Source organism: Citrobacter sp. JUb117, assembly GCF_024809055.1.
Classification (GTDB): domain Bacteria; phylum Pseudomonadota; class Gammaproteobacteria; order Enterobacterales; family Enterobacteriaceae; genus Citrobacter; species Citrobacter gillenii.
Genome location: NZ_JANUFB010000007.1, coordinates 215022 through 232513, shown reverse-complemented (window position 1 = coordinate 232513; position 17492 = coordinate 215022). Strand labels below are relative to the sequence as shown.

Annotated in this window: 14 protein-coding genes and 1 other annotated feature; of the genes, 4 read left to right on the top strand and 10 right to left on the bottom strand. The window is 53.9% G+C overall.

Going from position 1 to position 17492, the window contains the following annotated elements:
- Window positions 1-119 precede the first annotated feature (119 nt).
- Entirely contained in the window at window positions 120-1028 is a 909-nt protein-coding gene (locus tag M2374_RS17515; RefSeq protein ID WP_244958389.1) for a glycyl-radical enzyme activating protein, read from the bottom strand.
- A gap of 5 nt (window positions 1029-1033) precedes the next feature.
- Window positions 1034-3325, bottom strand: a complete 2292-nt coding sequence (locus M2374_RS17510; protein ID WP_181688410.1) for a pyruvate formate lyase family protein — start codon at window positions 3323-3325, stop codon at window positions 1034-1036.
- Between the two features lie 241 nt (window positions 3326-3566).
- Between M2374_RS17510 and M2374_RS17505 the strand changes: the two genes are divergently transcribed.
- Together M2374_RS17505 and M2374_RS17500 are read left to right on the top strand one after the other, a co-directional pair.
- Window positions 3567-5477 carry a fructose-specific PTS transporter subunit EIIC gene (locus tag M2374_RS17505; protein ID WP_181688411.1) on the top strand — a complete coding sequence of 637 codons (1911 nt, stop codon included), beginning with the start codon at window positions 3567-3569 and terminating at the stop codon, window positions 5475-5477.
- Window positions 5478-5514: 37 nt separating this feature from the next.
- Window positions 5515-6201, top strand: a complete 687-nt coding sequence (locus M2374_RS17500) for a GntR family transcriptional regulator (RefSeq protein ID WP_115259195.1) — start codon at window positions 5515-5517, stop codon at window positions 6199-6201.
- Between the two features lie 58 nt (window positions 6202-6259).
- Here the strand turns inward: M2374_RS17500 and htpG are convergent, their stop codons facing one another.
- From htpG to M2374_RS17470, 6 genes are all read right to left on the bottom strand, one after another.
- Complete coding sequence (gene htpG, locus M2374_RS17495) at window positions 6260-8134, bottom strand: molecular chaperone HtpG (RefSeq protein ID WP_117342134.1); 1875 nt, start codon at window positions 8132-8134, stop codon at window positions 6260-6262.
- A 110-nt stretch (window positions 8135-8244) separates the two neighbouring features.
- Window positions 8245-8850: a recombination mediator RecR gene (gene recR / locus M2374_RS17490; RefSeq protein WP_096758029.1), complete on the bottom strand. Its 606-nt coding sequence runs from the start codon at window positions 8848-8850 to the stop codon at window positions 8245-8247.
- Entirely contained in the window at window positions 8850-9179 is a 330-nt protein-coding gene (locus tag M2374_RS17485; protein WP_046276079.1) for a YbaB/EbfC family nucleoid-associated protein, read from the bottom strand. The genes recR and M2374_RS17485 overlap by 1 nt, the downstream gene beginning before the upstream one ends.
- A gap of 62 nt (window positions 9180-9241) precedes the next feature.
- Complete coding sequence (gene dnaX / locus M2374_RS17480; RefSeq protein WP_135912452.1) at window positions 9242-11167, bottom strand: DNA polymerase III subunit gamma/tau; 1926 nt, start codon at window positions 11165-11167, stop codon at window positions 9242-9244.
- Window positions 9845-9909, bottom strand: a sequence feature (DnaX frameshifting element). (Overlaps the previous gene by 65 nt.)
- A 209-nt stretch (window positions 11168-11376) precedes the next feature.
- Window positions 11377-11928, bottom strand: coding sequence for an adenine phosphoribosyltransferase (gene apt / locus M2374_RS17475; protein ID WP_096758032.1), 552 nt, complete (start codon window positions 11926-11928; stop codon window positions 11377-11379).
- Between the two features lie 194 nt (window positions 11929-12122).
- Window positions 12123-12500, bottom strand: a complete 378-nt coding sequence (locus M2374_RS17470; RefSeq protein WP_096759456.1) for a DUF454 family protein — start codon at window positions 12498-12500, stop codon at window positions 12123-12125.
- 69 nt (window positions 12501-12569) lie between these two features.
- Between M2374_RS17470 and priC the strand changes: the two genes are divergently transcribed.
- Window positions 12570-13097, top strand: coding sequence for a primosomal replication protein N'' (gene priC / locus M2374_RS17465; RefSeq protein WP_096758033.1), 528 nt, complete (start codon window positions 12570-12572; stop codon window positions 13095-13097).
- A 14-nt stretch (window positions 13098-13111) separates the two neighbouring features.
- Window positions 13112-13273, top strand: coding sequence for a pleiotropic regulatory protein RsmS (gene rsmS, locus M2374_RS17460; protein WP_137362740.1), 162 nt, complete (start codon window positions 13112-13114; stop codon window positions 13271-13273).
- Window positions 13274-13319: 46 nt separating this feature from the next.
- Here rsmS and mscK read toward each other — a convergent pair whose 3' ends face one another.
- Window positions 13320-16685, bottom strand: a complete 3366-nt coding sequence (gene mscK / locus M2374_RS17455) for a mechanosensitive channel MscK (RefSeq protein ID WP_115259200.1) — start codon at window positions 16683-16685, stop codon at window positions 13320-13322.
- Between the two features lie 126 nt (window positions 16686-16811).
- Window positions 16812-17456, bottom strand: a complete 645-nt coding sequence (gene acrR, locus M2374_RS17450) for a multidrug efflux transporter transcriptional repressor AcrR (protein ID WP_096758037.1) — start codon at window positions 17454-17456, stop codon at window positions 16812-16814.
- Window positions 17457-17492 lie beyond the last annotated feature (36 nt).

Here is a 17492-nt window from a genome sequence, read left to right as displayed (position 1 = left end):
ACGATACCACCATCACGCAATTGGCTCAAGAAAGGCGCTTGACGCTGAAACGTTTAACAGCAGGATATCGTGAAATATCATTAATTGCGTACGCTATATTCTACCCAAACACCCCGCGCTTACCCCCGACGCACGGTCTTTCCTGCGTTCTGATTCAATTTTTCCAGTGCCTGTGCCACCGTTGCCTCATCCGGTACGCTAATCGTGCATACCGGGATCTGTCCAAGCTCACGATGTTTCGCCATGCCGAGATTATGGTAGGGCAATATTTCACTGTGCAGGATAGCCGCATAGCGTTCGGTTATCGTGCGGATCGCCGCCAGATGCGCATCATTGAGGTTATATCCCGGAATCAGCGGGCAGCGCAGGATCACCTGTGCGCCAATCTCATTAAGCGTGTCCAGCGTGCTCTCCACCACGTGTTTCGCAATACCGGTATGGGCTTTATGTGCACGCGCGTCGGTCACTTTGTAATCGAGAAGAAACAGATCCACCCACGGGGCGATTTCGCGATACCGCTCGGGACGAGAGGCGCCGTTCGTTTCAAGACAGACGTGCAAACCGGCGGTTTTCGCCGCTTTTGCCAGCGCCAGCGCAAAGGGAAACTGGAACATCGCCTCCCCGCCGGACAAGGTTATGCCGCCCCCGGTTTTGTCAAAGTAGGGTTTATCCTTGATGACCTCTTCAAGGATCTCAGTCACCTTCCGGGTCTGCCCATAGATTTTAAGCGCCTGCGCCGGGCATGCCTCAACGCAGCGTCCGCACGCCTGACAGGCGGCATAATCTATCTCATGCCGCCCTTGGGCAAACTGGTGGCATCCGTGCGGACAGACCTCTGCGCAACGCTGACATTGCAGGCACTTATGTTCCAGAAACGCCAGCTGCTTTTCGGCTCTCAGCGACTCCGGATTGTGGCACCAGACGCAGCGCATCTGGCATCCTTTCAGAAAGACGGTGGTGCGGATCCCCGGCCCATCGTGCAGTGAAAATTTCTGAATATCAAAAACCGTGCCCGCTTCGCTCATCATCCACCTCAGTCGTTCAGCGTACGGTTCAGGATTTCCTGCTGTACATCTCGGTCCAGATTGACAAAACGCGCGCTAAAACCACCGACGCGAACAATCAAATTAGGGTAGTTTTCCGGGTGTTGGTACGCCGCCTCCAACTCCCCCTTACCCACCACGCTGACCATCAACTGCGGCCCGCCGCGCTCAAAATAAGAGTGCATCAACGCCTCCACCAGCGGGCGACGGGTGTTGAATAACCCTTTGCTGAATTTGATGTTTTGTACCGAACCGGCGTGATATTTTGCCTCCAGTTTCAGCAGTGAGTTCAGCATCGCCGTCGGACCATTTTTATCCGCCCCACTCTGCGGGTTGTTGGCGTTGCTCATATAAATACCTTTATGCCGCCCATCGGCTGAAGCGCTGGTTGCACGCCCCCATTCGGTATTCACCTGATTGTTGATGATCACCACCAGATAGCTGTCCAGCCCTACCCGCTTCGCCGCATCGCGTACGCCGGTACAAACATAGCGATGCATCATCACCGCCAGGTCATCCGCCGCATTGTCATCATTACCAAACTTGGTCGCCGCGATCAGTGCCCGCTTGAGGTCGTCATAGCCCACGAAATCCGCTTTCAGTGCCGCAATCAACGTTGTGTAGTCATAACGCTGCTCGGTAAAAATAACCTGTTTGATTGCCGCCAGTGAATCTGCCGCATTGGTATTGCCGTAGGTTTCGTTAGTACCGCCGAGGTAGCGCACGCCGCCGTCAAGCAGCGCCTTATCGCGCGCCACGCAGTCTGCCGTCAGGATCGAGGTAAACAAGAAGCCGACCTGTTCATTCATCACCCGATACGACAACGCCTGAGCGTGCGCCGTGATATCAATGTAGTAATCCAGCAACCGCTGGTAGTTATTCAGCACGTCATCAAAGCACGATATCTGTTCTGGCGGGGTTAACGCCACACCGCCGCTTTTTTGTTTACCATCCCAAAAATCGATGCCGCCGCTGAGCGAGATATTGAGAATTTTAAGCAGGTTAATACAGGTATTCGGCGTGCCTACGCTTCGCCCGGCCAGCACAAACTCGCCGCAGCCAAAAGGAACATACTGCTCGGCCTCCGTTTCCTCCACCTGCATCGCGTCCATCACCGCCGGAATATTGACGTCATCGTTATACAGAATGGGATAGGTCAGGCCGGTGCCAATCACCGTCAATGCCTGTTGCCAGATTGCGTTGTCCATTCCCTGATAAATACGTAAAGTAAATTGCGGTTCCGTATCACCATTTTCCTCAACGGCCTGGATCGCCAGTCGACAATAGACATCCGCATTTTTCGGGTTACGCCGCCCTTTCCCGCCAACCACCACGCGACCATTCACCGTGGTTTTCCGCGCTTCAATCAGGCGGTAGTGGGAACGGATACACGCAATGGCCTGACGTTCGCTTAGACGTCCGGCGTCAAGATCGGCCACCAATAAATCACCCAGGTAGTCATCCATACGGCCATAATTCACCACGCCAGCACACAGGCTGTAGAGCCAGCTCAGTTCAATCCCCTGGATGAAAGTTGCAGGTTTGTCATGACGAATAGCGCCCAACTCGCGCATTAACAGCAGCAGATGCTTACAGCGCTCCACATCCGTGCATTCCACCATCTCATCGGCAGCTATTTCAATGTGACGGTCAATCACCTGCTGCAAAATGCCCAGTACGTCCTTGAAAGATTGCTGTAACTGCACCGCGGCCTCATCCCCGGCGCGTTCAGCCTGCAGTTGCTGCTGTTCGATGCGTTGCAGCAACCCACCGATCCCAAGCGTCATCAACTGCGGATAATCCAGATACATGCCGCTTAAACGCGCCGTCGCAATCGCCGGAAAGTTAACGTCAACGAATTTGCCGAGCGTGTCATCGGTCAGCGCCTGGCGAAAATAGACAGAACGGGTGTCATGCTCGCGCCAGAAGCGCTCAAGCACATCGATTCGGTATTGTTGGTCGGGGAACTCCAGCATTTTCCGCAGTTCGTCCAGCCGGGCAAAATTGCAGTAATGACCCACACCGCCAACTGAGGTGACGCAGCCAAAACCAATCGGCAGCGCATCGACGCGTCCCAGGATCAGATCGTCAGCACAGGGACGGCGGAACAGCGTGGGGTAAAGCGCCTGCAGACAGCGGACCTCGCGCTGAAAACGCTCCGGGGTTGACTGAAACGCCTCGGTGTAGGCCTCCATAATCGCGAGTTGTTCTTCCGGGCTTTTTTCGCACGGGATCTTTTTATTCACATCAACTTGTTCGGCGATAATCGCTTGTTTGCTCACGGCCCTGCCTCCAAAAGAAACGTCCCCTATTAACTTGTAATTACAAATTACGATCCTTGACCTAAATCAAAAATCAATAAACGAACAAATCATCATCAATCACATTGTGTGAAACAGCCTGCATAACCGAAATAACAGTCAAATACGCATCTAAAGAGATGATCAATATCAAGATCATTTCGCAGGTAAACTTTTAGCCTCTGCGAAAGTTGTAAATACAAATAATCATAGAGAGTCTACTGTGAAGATAAACGACCTTGTTCAACCGGCGTTGATTTGTCTGGATCTCAAATCAAACCAAAAAGACGCGGCACTTGCTGAACTCGCCGACCTGTTATTGCGCGCGAATAAAATTCGCGACACCGACGCGTTTCTCCAGGAGGTATGGGCACGAGAAGAGACCGGGAATACTGGATTTGAAGGCGGCGTTGCGCTGCCGCACGCACGTTGCGACAGCGTTTTATCACCGGCGGTGGCGATAGGTATCAGCCGTCAGGGCATTGATTATGGCGCGGAAGATGGCCAGCCGACACATCTGATCCTGATGATCGCCTCAGCAAAACAGGCCAGCACTGCGCATATCGATGTGTTGGCACAGATCTCTTCACGTCTGGTCGAAGAGGACAGCGTCAGGCAGATCCTGGCCTGTCAGGACGTTCAGGCGGTCGTGGACTATTTCTGCCAACAAGAGGCGTGTCACGAAAAGGTTAGTGCTGAGGCCTCTCGTGGGCTGATTATCGGCGTAACCGGCTGCCCGGTGGGTATCGCGCACACTTACCTGGCCGCTGAGATGCTGGAAAAAGCCGCTGCGGAAATGGGTTATGAAGCCATTGTTGAAACCAACGGCTCTATTGGCGTCAAAAATGCACCCAGCGACGCTGATATCGCCCGGGCTGACGCCATTGTCGTCGCCTGCGATAAGCAGGTCGATTTGGACCGTTTTAATGGCAAAAAGGTGGTGATTACTGGGGTCAAAGCGGCCATCAAAGATGCACAGGGATTGATTCACCAAGCCCTGGCGGCACAGCCTTACCAGGCGAGAGCCACAGCGAAGACCCAGACGTCGAGCACCACGGTACGCAGCCAGTTGTACAAGTCTCTGATGAATGGGGTCTCCTATATGATCCCGTTTGTGGTCACCGGCGGGTTAATGATTGCCCTCGCGCTGGCACTGGGTGGCGTGCCGACACCGTCCGGACTGGCTATCCCGGAAGGAAGCCTGTGGAATCAAGTACTGAATGTCGGCGTCGTTGGCTTCACGCTGATGATTCCGGTCCTCGCCGGGTATATTGCATTCGCCATTGGCGAGCGGCCCGCCCTGGCTCCAGGGCTTATCGGCGGCTGGATTGCCAATACCGGTTCGTTTTACGGAGCCAGCGCCGGCTGCGGGTTTATCGGTGCAATTATTGCCGGACTGCTGGTGGGCTATTTCATCCGCTGGCTGACCCACCTTTCATGGCACAAAATGCTGCTGCCGCTGGTGCCTATCATGATCGCGCCGATTGCGGGCACCGCCTTCATCGCCGCATTATTTATCTTTGTTATTGGTGCACCAGTTGCTGATCTGATGGCCTTCCTGAATCATCTGCTGACCAACCTTTCCACGGGTAATATTATTTTAATCGGTCTGGTGATGGGGCTAATGCAGGGCTTTGATATGGGGGGACCGTTTGGCAAAGTGGTCTTCATGTTCAGCGTGGGTCTTATCGCCCAGGGGCAAACTCAGTTTATGGGCGCGCAGGCAGCGGCCATTCCGGTTGCGCCACTGGGAATGGCGCTGGCGGCCTTTATTGGCAGACGCTTTACGTTATTTGATGACGAGGAGTTCGAAAACGGTAAGGCGGCAGCGGCGATGGGACTGGTCGGAATTTCTGAGGGCGCGATTCCCTTTGCCGCCCGCGATCCGCTGTCTGTTATTCCAGCCAACATGATTGGCTCTGCGGTGGCATGCATCCTCGGTTTTGTTTTCGGATTACATTGCAATGTCGCACATGGTGGGCCAATTATCGTGCTGCTCGGCGGTTTCGATCAGCCACTGATGGCGTTGATCGCAATGAGCGGCGGCATTATCACCACAGCCGCAATTGCTATTGTGCTCAAACGACTTAGAATGGCGAAAAAGCAGCAATTACTCGTTCAATCGCAAGCCTAACCAAGGGCGCGTAGTCAGACGCGCCAGAACGGACGCCATGAAGTATCTTGATATCTACCTGTTGTTAAGAGAGAAAATCCTCAAAGGGGAATACGCTGCCGGTGAACCGGTCGAAGGTGAACATGCGCTGGCAGAACGCTATGGCGTCAGTCGACCGACTATTCAGAAAGCCGTTGCGCGGCTGAAAAGAGAGTCATTTGTCCATACCCGGCAGGGTTCAGGGATCTTCGTGAACCCGCCGGAGTTTTATCAGGACAACAATGTCATTACCTTGTCTGAGCGTATACACCGCGATCAGACGCTGGACAACGTGGTACTCAGTTACGACGCACTTTCGAGCGATCCCGAGATCGCCGCGCTTTTCGACTTACCATCAGATACACCGCTGATCCACTATCGTCGCATGCGCATCATTAACCAGCAGCCGACTATCATTGAAGAAACCTGGATGCCGCGGGCGTTGTTCCCGGCGTTCACTGAGGAAAACTGTCGCCAGTCGGTGCTGCACTATATTGAGCAAACCTGCGGCTACGCCATCAGTCACGATGTAAAAATCTGGTCGGGGAAAATACTCAATGCAGATGAAGCGTGGCTGTTACGTTTACCGGAAGGACAAATCAGCCTGTGTATTAAGCACAAAGTCTATTTGCAAAGCGGCGAGCTGGCACAGTACACCCAGGAAACGCTGGCAACCAATAGCGTAACCACGGTGTCGATGCGTTAAGCATAAAAAAGGGCAACCTGCGTTGCCCTTTTACGGTAATGCTCAATCTGTGGTGAAATTACGACACCAGCAGCTGGTTCATGCGACGGATAAACTGGTTAGGATCTTCCAGCGTGCCGCGTTCTGCGAACAGCGCCTGATCCAGCAGCAGTTCAACCCACTCTTTAAATTGCTCATCATCCTGGGTATCCGCCGTGCGTTTAACCAGCACGTGGTCCGGGTTGAGTTCAAAGATGTATTTCACTTCCGGCACGGCCTGGCCCGCAGCGGCAAACAGCTTCGCCATTTGCGTGCTCATTTCGTCCGCATCGGTGGTTACGATAGCCGGTGTGTCGGTCAGACGGTGCGTCAGGCGCACTTCTTTCACGCGATCGCCCAGCAGGTTTTTCACGCGCTCAACGAACGGGGTCAGCGCTTTTTCAGCTTCTTTTGCCGATTCGTCGACTTCATCCGCCAGTTTGTCGATAGACTCGTCAGCTTTAGCAACGGACTGGAACGGCTTGCCGTCGAACTCGGTCAGGTAGTTCATCATCCACTCGTCGATGCGATCGGACAGCAACAGAACTTCGATGCCTTTCTTACGCAGCAGTTCCAGGTGCGGGCTGCTCTTCGCCGCCGCATAGCTGTCAGCGGTGATGTAGTAAATCTTCTCCTGTCCTTCTTTCATCCGCGACACGTAGTCTTCCAGCGACACGGTCTGTGCAGAAGAGTCGGTGTGCGTAGAAGCAAAACGCATCAGCTTGGCGATGGTTTCCTGGTTGGCGTGGTCTTCCGCCGGACCTTCTTTCAGGACCAGGCCAAACTGTTTCCAGAAGGTCTGGTATTTTTCTGCATCGTCTTTCGCCAGTTTTTCCAGCATCTGCAGTACGCGTTTGGTCAGCGCGCTGCGCAGGTTACGGGTGACGGTGCTGTCCTGCAGGATCTCACGGGACACGTTCAGCGGCAGATCGTTGGAATCTATCAGACCGCGCACAAAACGCAGGTAGTTCGGCATGAACTGCTCGGCGTCGTCCATGATGAACACGCGCTGGACGTACAGCTTCAGACCGTGCTTGTGATCGCGGTTCCACATATCCCACGGGGCCTGCGAAGGGATGTACAGCAGGCTGGTGTACTCCTGCTTACCTTCCACACGGTTGTGGCTCCAGGTCAGCGGGTCGGTGAAGTCATGAGCGATGTGCTTGTAGAATTCGTTGTACTCGTCGTCTTTGATTTCCGACTTGTTACGCGTCCACAGCGCCTGCGCCTTGTTGATTTTCTCCCAGGAAACCACGGTTTCACCGTCTTTCTCTTCCTGTTTTTCAATCTCTACCGGCAGGGCGATATGGTCAGAATATTTGCTGATGATGGAGCGTACACGCCAGTCATCGAGGAACTCATCTTCCCCTTCACGCAGGTGCAGGGTGATTTCGGTGCCGCGATCGTCTTTGGTAATGTCGGCCACGGTGTATTCACCTTCGCCCGCAGACTCCCAGAACACGCCGTTCTCCGGCTTGTCGCCCGCTGCACGGGTGCGCACGGTGACTTTGTCAGCCACGATAAATGCAGAATAGAAACCCACCCCGAACTGGCCGATCAACTGGCTGTCTTTCGCCTGATCGGAACCCATAGATTCGAGGAAAGATTTGGTACCGGATTTAGCAATGGTCCCCAGATGATCGATAACATCATCGCGGTTCATCCCCACGCCGTTGTCGGCGATGGTCAACGTACGCTTATCTTTATCGAAGGAGACACGCACGCGCAGTTCACCGTCACCTTCATACAGGTCCGGGTTAGACAGCGCACGGAAACGCAGCTTGTCTGCCGCATCGGAGGCGTTAGAGATAAGCTCACGCAGGAAGATTTCTTTATTGGAATACAGAGAATGGATCATCAGGTGCAGAAGCTGTTTTACTTCTGACTGAAAACCACGAGTTTCTTGTCCTTTCATGTAGATCTACCTCAACAATGCCATTTTTAATGGTAAAAACACGTTGAGAGTGAAATGGGGACAGGGAATGATAATTTCAAGCGGAAACCGCCGTCGCGGCTTCCGTTTGTTCAGAATTTAATCTTATGACGCCCGGCAAGAGAGTGCGACAGCGTGGTGCCATCGACCATTTCCAGCTCACCGCCAACCGGTACGCCGTGGGCGATACGGCTGGCTTCAACGTCATATTGCATGCACAGCTCGGCAATGTAGTTGGCGGTAGCCTCGCCTTCGACCGTCGGGTTGGTCGCCAGGATCACTTCATTGATGTGCTCAGACGCCAGTCGCTGCTCCAGACGATCAAGCCCGATATCATCAGGCCCGATGCCATCCAGCGGCGACAGGTGTCCCATCAGCACGAAATAACGGCCGGAAAACTGCCCCGTTTGCTCAATGGCGTAGATGTCCGCAGGACTCTCTACCACGCAAATTTGGCCGTTTTCCCGGCGACGCGGATTCGCACAGATGTTGCATACTTCTTGTTCTGTGAAGGTGCGGCAATCAGCACAGTGGCCGATTTCCGACATCGCCTTCGTTAACGACTGCGCCAGACGCATCCCGCCGCTGCGATCGCGCTGAAGTAGCGCGAACGCCATGCGCTGCGCTGACTTCGGGCCAACGCCCGGTAGGCAGCGCAGTGCTTCCATAAGCTGAGTTAACAGCGGGCTGGTTTGCATCAGAACGGCATCTTAAAGCCAGGCGGCAGCTGCATACCAGAGGAAACGGAGGCCATTTTCTCTTTCTGGGTCTCTTCAATGCGACGAGCCGCATCGTTGAATGCCGCAGCAACAAGATCTTCCAGCATGTCTTTGTCGTCTTCCAACAGGCTTGGGTCGATTTCCACACGACGGCAGTTATGCGCGCCGTTGATGGTCACTTTCACCAGACCCGCACCCGATTCGCCGGTCACTTCCAGCTTGGCCACTTCTTCCTGCATCTGCTGCATTTTTTCTTGCATCTGCTGGGCCTGTTTCATCAGGTTACCCAGACCGCCTTTACCAAACATAGGCTTCTCTCTCAATCACGTTAAGGGATGACAACCATAAAACCATGGAAAATGGCTTACGATCAAATGGGGCGAATACTCTCTTCGTCCAGCTCCGCATCGAAGAAACGACGCAGCGTCTGAATGTTATTATCCGCAATAATTGACTCACGCGCCTGCGCAAGTTTTTCTTCATAAATGGCCTGACGCCACTCCAGCGGCGTGCGCACCGCAGGATTATCATCTTCAACGATGGTCAATTCAACCGCTGAGCCCGTTAAGCTGCTCAATGCTTCAGCAAGTCGTTGCTGCGCACCGCTGGAATTGAGGTGCCGCTGCGTGGAACGCAGGTGCAGGCGAACCTCGTTGCCATTCTCTTCTTTCCAGGCATTGAGCGCCACCTGCTCCACCAGCTTGGGCAATGAAAGCTGACTGACCTGCGCGGCCCACGGGTCGCGTTCAATGGCTTCCGCCGCCAGTTTTGCCGCCAGTTCCGGTGTTTTTTCATGTTCCAGCGCTTTTTTCAGCGCCTTTGGCGTGGCAACAACTTCTTTGACTTCTGCAACCGGATTGGTCGTCTTCCAGCGATAGGCTTCTTTTTTCGCCGGTGCCTTCTCCAGCGTAGAGGCCGCCGGGCGCGCCTGAACGCGTTCCGTCACCGACGCCAGTCTTTCCAGCGCAGCATTATTCACCGGCCGCGCGCGGGATGCGGCTGCCGGTTCACTCTTTTTTGCTTTGGTCGCTCCCTGAGCACGCTGCAGCTGACTACGCGCAGCCAGCACCTGGCTGGTTGCCTCAGACAACGGCACGTCCTGATGCGCAGGCGCAGGTTGTTGCTCCGGGGCCTGTGTCGGTGCCATGATCGCGGTAGGAGCCGCGGGTGCAAACGACTGGCGAGGGACTTCGGGTTCCGGTAGCGGGACGCGCGGGTGAAAAGCCAGCGCCCGCAGCAGCGTCATTTCTACGCCCATACGCCTGTCCGGCGCATACGGCAGCTCTTTACGTCCAATTAACAGAGTCTGGTAATACAGCTGAATATCGGTCGGCGGCACGGTCCGCGCCAGTTCGCGCATACGTTGTTCAATGGCGGCCATATCGCTACCGAGCGCGGAAGGCGTGAGCTGAACCATCGCAATCCGGTGCAGCAACGCCAGCATCTCAACCAGCAGCGCTTCCCATTCAATACCACGCGCGGCAGCGTCATTAACCAACGTCATGGCGCGTTCGCCATTCCCGGCAACCACCGCCTCAACCAGAGACAGCGCTTGATCGTCGTCAAGCGTACCGAGCATGGTACTCACCGCCTGAGTTGAGACCTGACCGTCGCCGCTGGCAATCGCCTGATCGGTCAGGCTTAGCGCATCGCGCAGGCTCCCGTCCGCCGCGCGCGACAACAGCTGCAGTGCACGCGGTTCGTGGGCGATGTGTTCCTCATTGAGGATATGCTCAAGCTGATGGCGGATCTGCTCAACGTCCAGCGCTTTAAGATGAAATTGCAGGCAGCGCGACAGGATAGTGACCGGCAGCTTCTGCGGATCGGTAGTCGCCAGCAGGAACTTAACGTGCGCTGGCGGCTCTTCGAGCGTTTTCAGTAAGGCGTTAAAACTGTGGCGCGACAGCATGTGCACTTCGTCGATCAGATAGACTTTGAAGCGTCCACGTGCGGGCGCGTACTGGACGTTATCCAGCAGGTCGCGGGTATCTTCGACCTTGGTACGCGACGCGGCGTCAATTTCAATCAGATCGACAAAACGTCCCTGCTCGATTTCACGGCAGTTGTCACACACCCCGCAGGGCGTGGCGGTAATGCCGGTTTCACAGTTGAGTCCCTTCGCCAGCAGACGGGCGATAGAGGTTTTACCGACACCACGGGTGCCGGAAAAAAGATAAGCATGATGAATACGCCCTAACGACAAGCCGTTAGCCAGTGCCGTCAGCACATGTTCCTGGCCGACGACGTCAGCAAAGGTTTGTGGGCGCCATTTTCGGGCTAAGACCTGATAACTCATTGGCAGGCTCTGAAAGGCTGGAGGGTGGATTCACAGGGGAGTAATGCTAACACAACCTCGCAGCGACGGCGAGGTTGACACGTTATATTCGGGCGTTATCGTTGCAGTCAGTTTGGTTTCGGGCAGCGCACAGAAACCGGAGCGTACACGTAGTACGTGAGGATTTTGAGCACTGACCGGGGCCAAAATGGCAAAAAAGATAGTCCGACTTAGTGGCCCGGGAAAGGGACCAGGCTGTAGCAGGTCAGCCCTTGTTTTTCCAGGCGCTGTTCGCCACCCAGATCGAACAAATTGATGATGAACGCCGCATCGGTCACTTCACCACCCAGACGGCGGATCAGCTTCACGGTCGCTTCGATGGTTCCGCCGGTCGCCAGCAGATCGTCTACAACCAGAACTTTGTCGCCCGGTTTGATAGCATCAACATGGATTTCCAGCTGATCGGTGCCGTATTCCAGCTCATAGCTTTCAGCAATTACTTCGCGTGGCAGTTTATGGGGTTTACGCACCGGAACAAACCCGACGCCCAACCCCAGGGCGACTGGTGCGCCAAACAGGAAGCCGCGCGCTTCGGTGCCGACAACTTTCGTGATACCCGTATTTTTGTAACGCTCAACCAGCAGTTCAATGCTGAGTGCGTAAGCTTTCGGGTCTTCCAGCAAGCTGGTGACATCGCGGAAAAGAATGCCCGGTTTTGGGTAGTCGTTGATGCTTTTGATGCTATCTTTGAGAAACTCAAGCTGCTGTGCAGTTGCGGTCATAAGTTTGTGCCTGATTGATACGGTATTACTTCACGGCGCACTATATACTCCATCCTCGACGCGTCTTGAATGATTTTTTGTATATATAAAGAGCAAAGGTTACATCTGTTTAACCTTTGACCGCCTGCGCCTGTGCTCGAAAACGGTCAAATTTACTGGCTGCGGGAGACAATTGCAACAGCGATTATTATGCTTCAGTGCTTTTGTTGCTCTTCATCAATCACCGGGATCCGCCACATAAAAATCAACAAGCAGGCGAGAATAACCAACAGCAGTCCGCGTACCCACATCATCTCAACCAGCCACAGCGAAACGCCAAACGTCAGCAAAATAAACACAATGGCGCGCGGCTTTGCCCCTGACGGCATCGCACGGTGTTTCTGCCAGTGGCGCAGATAACCGCCGAACCATGAACGGTACAGTAGCCAATCGTGAAAACGCGGCGATGAGCGGGCAAAGCACCAGGCGGCCAGCAGCATAAACGGTGTTGTGGGCAACAGGGGCAAAACCACACCCAGCGTGCCTAACACTACCGCTATCCAGCCAATGATGATTAGAATAATGCGTCGCATAATATCAATACTTAACACAGAGAATCGCTACTTTAGCATAACGGTTCTCATTTTCATCGGAGTGTTATCGTGAAAACCGCCCTGCTGCTTCAGACGCTCGAAAGCCAGCTCAACAGCCTGCGGCAGCGTTGCGCCCCTCTTGCGCATCACGCAACGCTTAGCGCCCGCTTCGATCGCCAGCTTTTTCGCACCCGCAGCACACGGTTACAGGCCTGCCTGGATGAAGCCGATGCTAACCTGAGCGCGTTACGCCATGCCGTTGAACACCAGCAGCGTCCCCAGGTAGCCTGGCTGGCTGAACATTTAGCGTCTCAACTGGAAGCCATTTCCCGTGAGACCGCCACCTGGTCGCTCAGAGAATGGGACAGCGCGTCGCCAGGGCTTGCCCGCTGGCAGCGCAAACGCGTTCAACATCAGGAATATGAGCGCCGACTGGTCGAGATGACGCGCGAACGTAAGGCTCAACTGGCTCGGGCAACTAATTTTGAGGAGCAGCAGCGCCTGCTACGAGAAGTGGAAGCCTTCGAGGCGCGTCTGGCACGCTGTCGCCATGCGCTGGAAAGAATAGAAAACGTGCTCGCACGTATCACCCGTTAATCGTCGGAGAATGTATGTCACTTGAAAGCGCCCCGGACGAAGTCAAACTGGCCGTCGATTTGATTGTCTTACTTGAAGAGAATCAGGTTGCGCCTGAAACCGTGCTGAAAGCACTAGAGATCGTTAAGCGGGATTATGAAACGAAACAGCTCACATCATCCAAAAAAGAACGGTAGCAGGATTGCCTGATGGCGCTGCGCCATCAGGCAATCACATTTCCTATTAGCCTACTGAAGGCGTCGGATCATCACCGTTGATGATGTCGCGCTTAACTTCAGTCACAGTATCCCCTTTGGCGTTGTGCAAGTGCACTTCGAGTTGGTTAAAGGCGATATCAATGTTGTTTTCACGGCACAAGCGGTCAACCGCGCGGTTAAGTTCATCAACCGTGTGGCTGCGGTCGCGCAGTTCACGGACATACAGACGCAGTTCGTGATCCAGCGTGCTGGCACCGAAGGCGGTGAAGAACACGGCTGGCTCAGGATCGTGCATCACTTTCGGGTGTTCCATTGCCGCCTGCAGCAGCACTTTCTTCACTTTATCGAGATCTGAACCGTAAGCGACCCCAATGCGGATAACCAGACGCGTGGTGGTATCTGAAAGCGACCAGTTGATCAGTCGCTCGGTCACAAACGCTTTGTTCGGGATGATCACTTCTTTGCGATCAAAGTCGGTAATGGTGGTCGCACGAATACGAATCTTACTGACTGTCCCGGAATAAGTGCCAATCGTGACGGTATCGCCGATACGCACCGGGCGTTCGAACAGAATGATCAGACCCGAGACAAAGTTACCGAAGATTTCCTGTAAGCCAAAACCGAGACCGACCGACAGAGCCGCGGCCAGCCACTGCAATTTATCCCACGATACGCCGAGCGACCCGAAGACCGTCATCGCACCGATAGCAATGATCGCGTAGTTGAGGATTGTGGTGATCGCATACGATGCGCCCTGGCGCATTTTCAGGCGCGACAGCACCAACACTTCCAGCAGACCCGGTAAGTTGCGGATCAGCGCCCAGGCCACCATTGAGGCAATAATCGCAAACAGCAGGCTGCCCATAGTGACATCTTTTACCACCGCGGCACCGGCTTCTGTGCCGTTGTAATGCCAGAGCGTGATACTGTCGAGATAGCTGAACACGGTGATCAGATCGGACCATATAGCCCAGAACAGCACGCCAAACAGGGCCACCATCAGCAGCATGGTAATACGCAGCGTTTGCTGGTTGACCTGCTCCAGCGCAATGGTAGGTTCTTCCTGCGGCTCAGCGCCTTCGGCCCCTTCTTTCACCAGATTCTCACGACGGGCAAGTGCACGACGCCAGGCAATTCGGCGCGCCGCAACGCTCAATCCGCGCAGCACCGTCTGGTACAGCAGGTTCCAGATGATCACCAGATACACGGTCTCAATCCAGCGACCGGATAAACGCAACGTGGTATAGAAATAACCGGTCGCCGTCAGCACCATTAGCGCGATCGGAATAATCGACAATACGGTTATCGTCACCAGGCGCAGACCGTGCGATTCCTTATCACGCCAGCTCTCACGACACATTGGCCATACCAGGAAGGCAATAAGTAGCAAGTTAAAGAAAATAACAATCTGCCCAAGCACATCATCCATCAGATTGAGGGGCGAAAGCTCAGCGACCACCGACCAGAAATTCAGCGGCAGCAGTGCCAGGCTAATACGCACGATCTGGCGGCGCCAGTGGCTGGTCTGTTTCGCGGGCATGCCGAAGTGGCGGATCGCCACGCCGTCTTTTTCCAGCACCTTCCAGCACAGGCCAAACACCAGCCAGAAGACGGCCATTTTCTTGCTAAATGCCCATAGCAGATCGCTGACGTTCAGTTGCATAGTCAGCAGAATCAAGCCCACGGCAAGGATAATCAGGCATGCCGGCAAGGCGCGAATCAGATCGATCAGTATCGCTTTAGGTGTGTTGAGCTGGCTGTCATTGCGCAAGTTACCCACCGCGGCGGCGAGTTTCGCCTGGTACGCTTTCAGCCACTTCAGGCGCCAGCGGATAAGCCCGGCTACCAACAGCAGCGGCAAACCGGCCAGGAATGCGATAAACACCGCCGGCCAGGCTTTTTCCCAGTTCACGGTGATTTTCATCGATTTAAACTGGTCTTTGAGCGTTTGCGGGAAGGATTTCACCCAATCCCAGTCCATTGGGCGGTTGCTGTTAACCCAGAAAATTTGCTGAGTGAGGATGCTCTTGAGGTTCTTCGACACGCTCATTAACTGCTGCTGGTTGATCTGCAGGTTAATCGCCATCATCAGCTGATTTCCCAACTGCTTATTCAGCTGGTCCAGCAGTTCACGGCGCATATCCACAACCTGCAGCAGCGCATCATGAACTTCGCCGTTCACTTCATTGCTGTGCCCTTCTTCCAGTTTGGCAACGAAGGCATCATTCTGGAACAGCGCATCACGCTGCTGGTTGACTTCAAATTGCTCCAGACGCAGATCGGCAATGCGGTTAGTCATATCAGCAAGCTCGTCTGCCGACGGCAGCGTTTGCTGCTGCTGATACAGAATGCGCGACAGCAGCAGACTGCCCTTCAGCACAGCGATTTGTTCTTTAATATTGCGTTCCGATTGCAGCGCACGATCAAGCCAGTTTTTGACTTTAATGTTTTGCTGCATCAGTGAGTTGCCGTTTTCCGTGGCGGAAATCAGGCGCTGGCTAAGCTGATGGTTAATATCCAGTTCCTGTTTTACCAACGGATTGGTCTGGATACGATCCGCTTCATCTGGCGTCACTGCTTCCTGCGCGGTTTTTTCGGTTAACGTCAGACGTTTGCTGTTCACCGCTTCCTGCAGCAACTGGAGCTGATGTTCGAGCCTGTTGGTGTTGGACGTCACGTAATCCCGTTGTTTTTGCAGGGTATCCTGCAAAACCGTGTTGCCCTCCAGGCTTTTACGCTGCTGGTCGATTTGCGCATTCAGCAACGCCTGCTGCGCCTGAAGCAGCACCTGCTGGCTGGGGCGTAATGCCGCCTCGCCAACGCTGGTTCCATCCAGGCGATTGCGGATTTGCTGCATTTGCTGCGAGGCGGTGTACATCGCGTTTTGCACGCGCTCAGGCTGCGTCTGCAACGAGACCAGTTGGCTGTTATAAGCGGCCAGATCGTTTTGCGCGCTTTGCAGGTCATCCAGCACCTGGGCGACGCGCGATTCGAGCTGTCGCAGAGAGAGCGCACTCAGGGTTTTTCGCGTTTCATCGTCATTATCGACATCGCTGAGCGAATTTAACGCCGCCGTCGCCTCGCGCATTTTTTCCGGCGCCTGGGCCACTTTCTGGCGTAGTTGAACGGTCTCGTCCTTCACGCGTTCAATTTTATCCAGCGTAGCGAGGGTATCGATGAGATCCTGCTGAACCAATTTATCCTGCGCAGAAAGATCTTTTTGTTTATTCAGCGTGTCTAGCTGGCTCTGAATATCCGCTTTCGTCGGCAGTTCGCCATTCTGTTGCGCTCGCGCAAATGCTGATGACTGGCAAGACAGCAATAGAATGAAGAAAATAATGGTAATAGCAATGAGATGCTGTGAACGTTTATAAAGCTGCAACATAGTCATGAGGATGAATGTTTCTAACCAGAAAAGTGACCGAAAATAGTCAAGCAGCTAGAATATCACGGCTGTGATGGACAAAATAGCGGGGGTGAAAATGTCCAGGAAAATTCCTGGAGTGAAACCCTCTGGTCAGCAGGTCTCAGGCACGCGAAGCGTAGGGCACAGCAGACACATTTCCAGCAGCACAGCGACATATTCACGCGCGTCTTTTTTCAGATCAAAAGACTCTGGTGCAAATAACCAGTTTTCTAAAATGCCGGAAAGATAGCTGCGCAGTAACACCGCCACACGACGCGTGTTCAGGTTCTCCGGCAACATTTTTGCGTTCATACAGTTGCGAAGGGTTTGCTCGATGCGATCATAGTTTTCAAGACACAGGCTACGTTGTGCCAACTGAACAGAGGCTATTTCCCCGACAAACTCGCATTTGTGGAATATAATCTCCATCAGCAAACGCCGGCGTTCTTCTGTCACGGTAGCTTCAAGAACGTAAACTAAAATTTCTCTTAATACTGATAGTGGATCGTCAGGGAATTTTGCCTGATACTCAGACTCTAGTTCATCAATATTGGGTTTTGCCAGCTCCCAGATTTCACTAAATAAATCCGACTTGTTTTTGAAATGCCAATAGATTGCACCACGCGTGACGCCAGCGGCTTTTGCGATCTCTGCAAGCGAGGTGGAAGAGACCCCTTGTTGCGAGAACAAACGCAGAGCAACATCGAGAATGTGTTGACGCGTTTCCTGCGCTTGTTGTTTGGTTTTTCGTGCCATATGTTAGTGAATTTACAGGCGTTAGATTTACATACA

What these genes read in the sequence shown, in the direction of transcription:
- M2374_RS17485 (WP_046276079.1), bottom strand. Translation starts at nt 9,179, where the DNA reads ATGTTTGGTAAAGGCGGTCTGGGTAACCTGATGAAACAGGCCCAGCAG.
- M2374_RS17515 (WP_244958389.1), bottom strand. Translation starts at nt 1,028, where the DNA reads ATGATGAGCGAAGCGGGCACGGTTTTTGATATTCAGAAATTTTCACTG.
- mscK (WP_115259200.1), bottom strand. Translation starts at nt 16,685, where the DNA reads ATGACTATGTTGCAGCTTTATAAACGTTCACAGCATCTCATTGCTATT.
- recR (WP_096758029.1), bottom strand. Translation starts at nt 8,850, where the DNA reads ATGCAAACCAGCCCGCTGTTAACTCAGCTTATGGAAGCACTGCGCTGC.
- dnaX (WP_135912452.1), bottom strand. Translation starts at nt 11,167, where the DNA reads ATGAGTTATCAGGTCTTAGCCCGAAAATGGCGCCCACAAACCTTTGCT.
- acrR (WP_096758037.1), bottom strand. Translation starts at nt 17,456, where the DNA reads ATGGCACGAAAAACCAAACAACAAGCGCAGGAAACGCGTCAACACATT.
- M2374_RS17500 (WP_115259195.1), top strand. Translation starts at nt 5,515, where the DNA reads ATGAAGTATCTTGATATCTACCTGTTGTTAAGAGAGAAAATCCTCAAA.
- htpG (WP_117342134.1), bottom strand. Translation starts at nt 8,134, where the DNA reads ATGAAAGGACAAGAAACTCGTGGTTTTCAGTCAGAAGTAAAACAGCTT.
- rsmS (WP_137362740.1), top strand. Translation starts at nt 13,112, where the DNA reads ATGTCACTTGAAAGCGCCCCGGACGAAGTCAAACTGGCCGTCGATTTG.
- apt (WP_096758032.1), bottom strand. Translation starts at nt 11,928, where the DNA reads ATGACCGCAACTGCACAGCAGCTTGAGTTTCTCAAAGATAGCATCAAA.
- M2374_RS17470 (WP_096759456.1), bottom strand. Translation starts at nt 12,500, where the DNA reads ATGCGACGCATTATTCTAATCATCATTGGCTGGATAGCGGTAGTGTTA.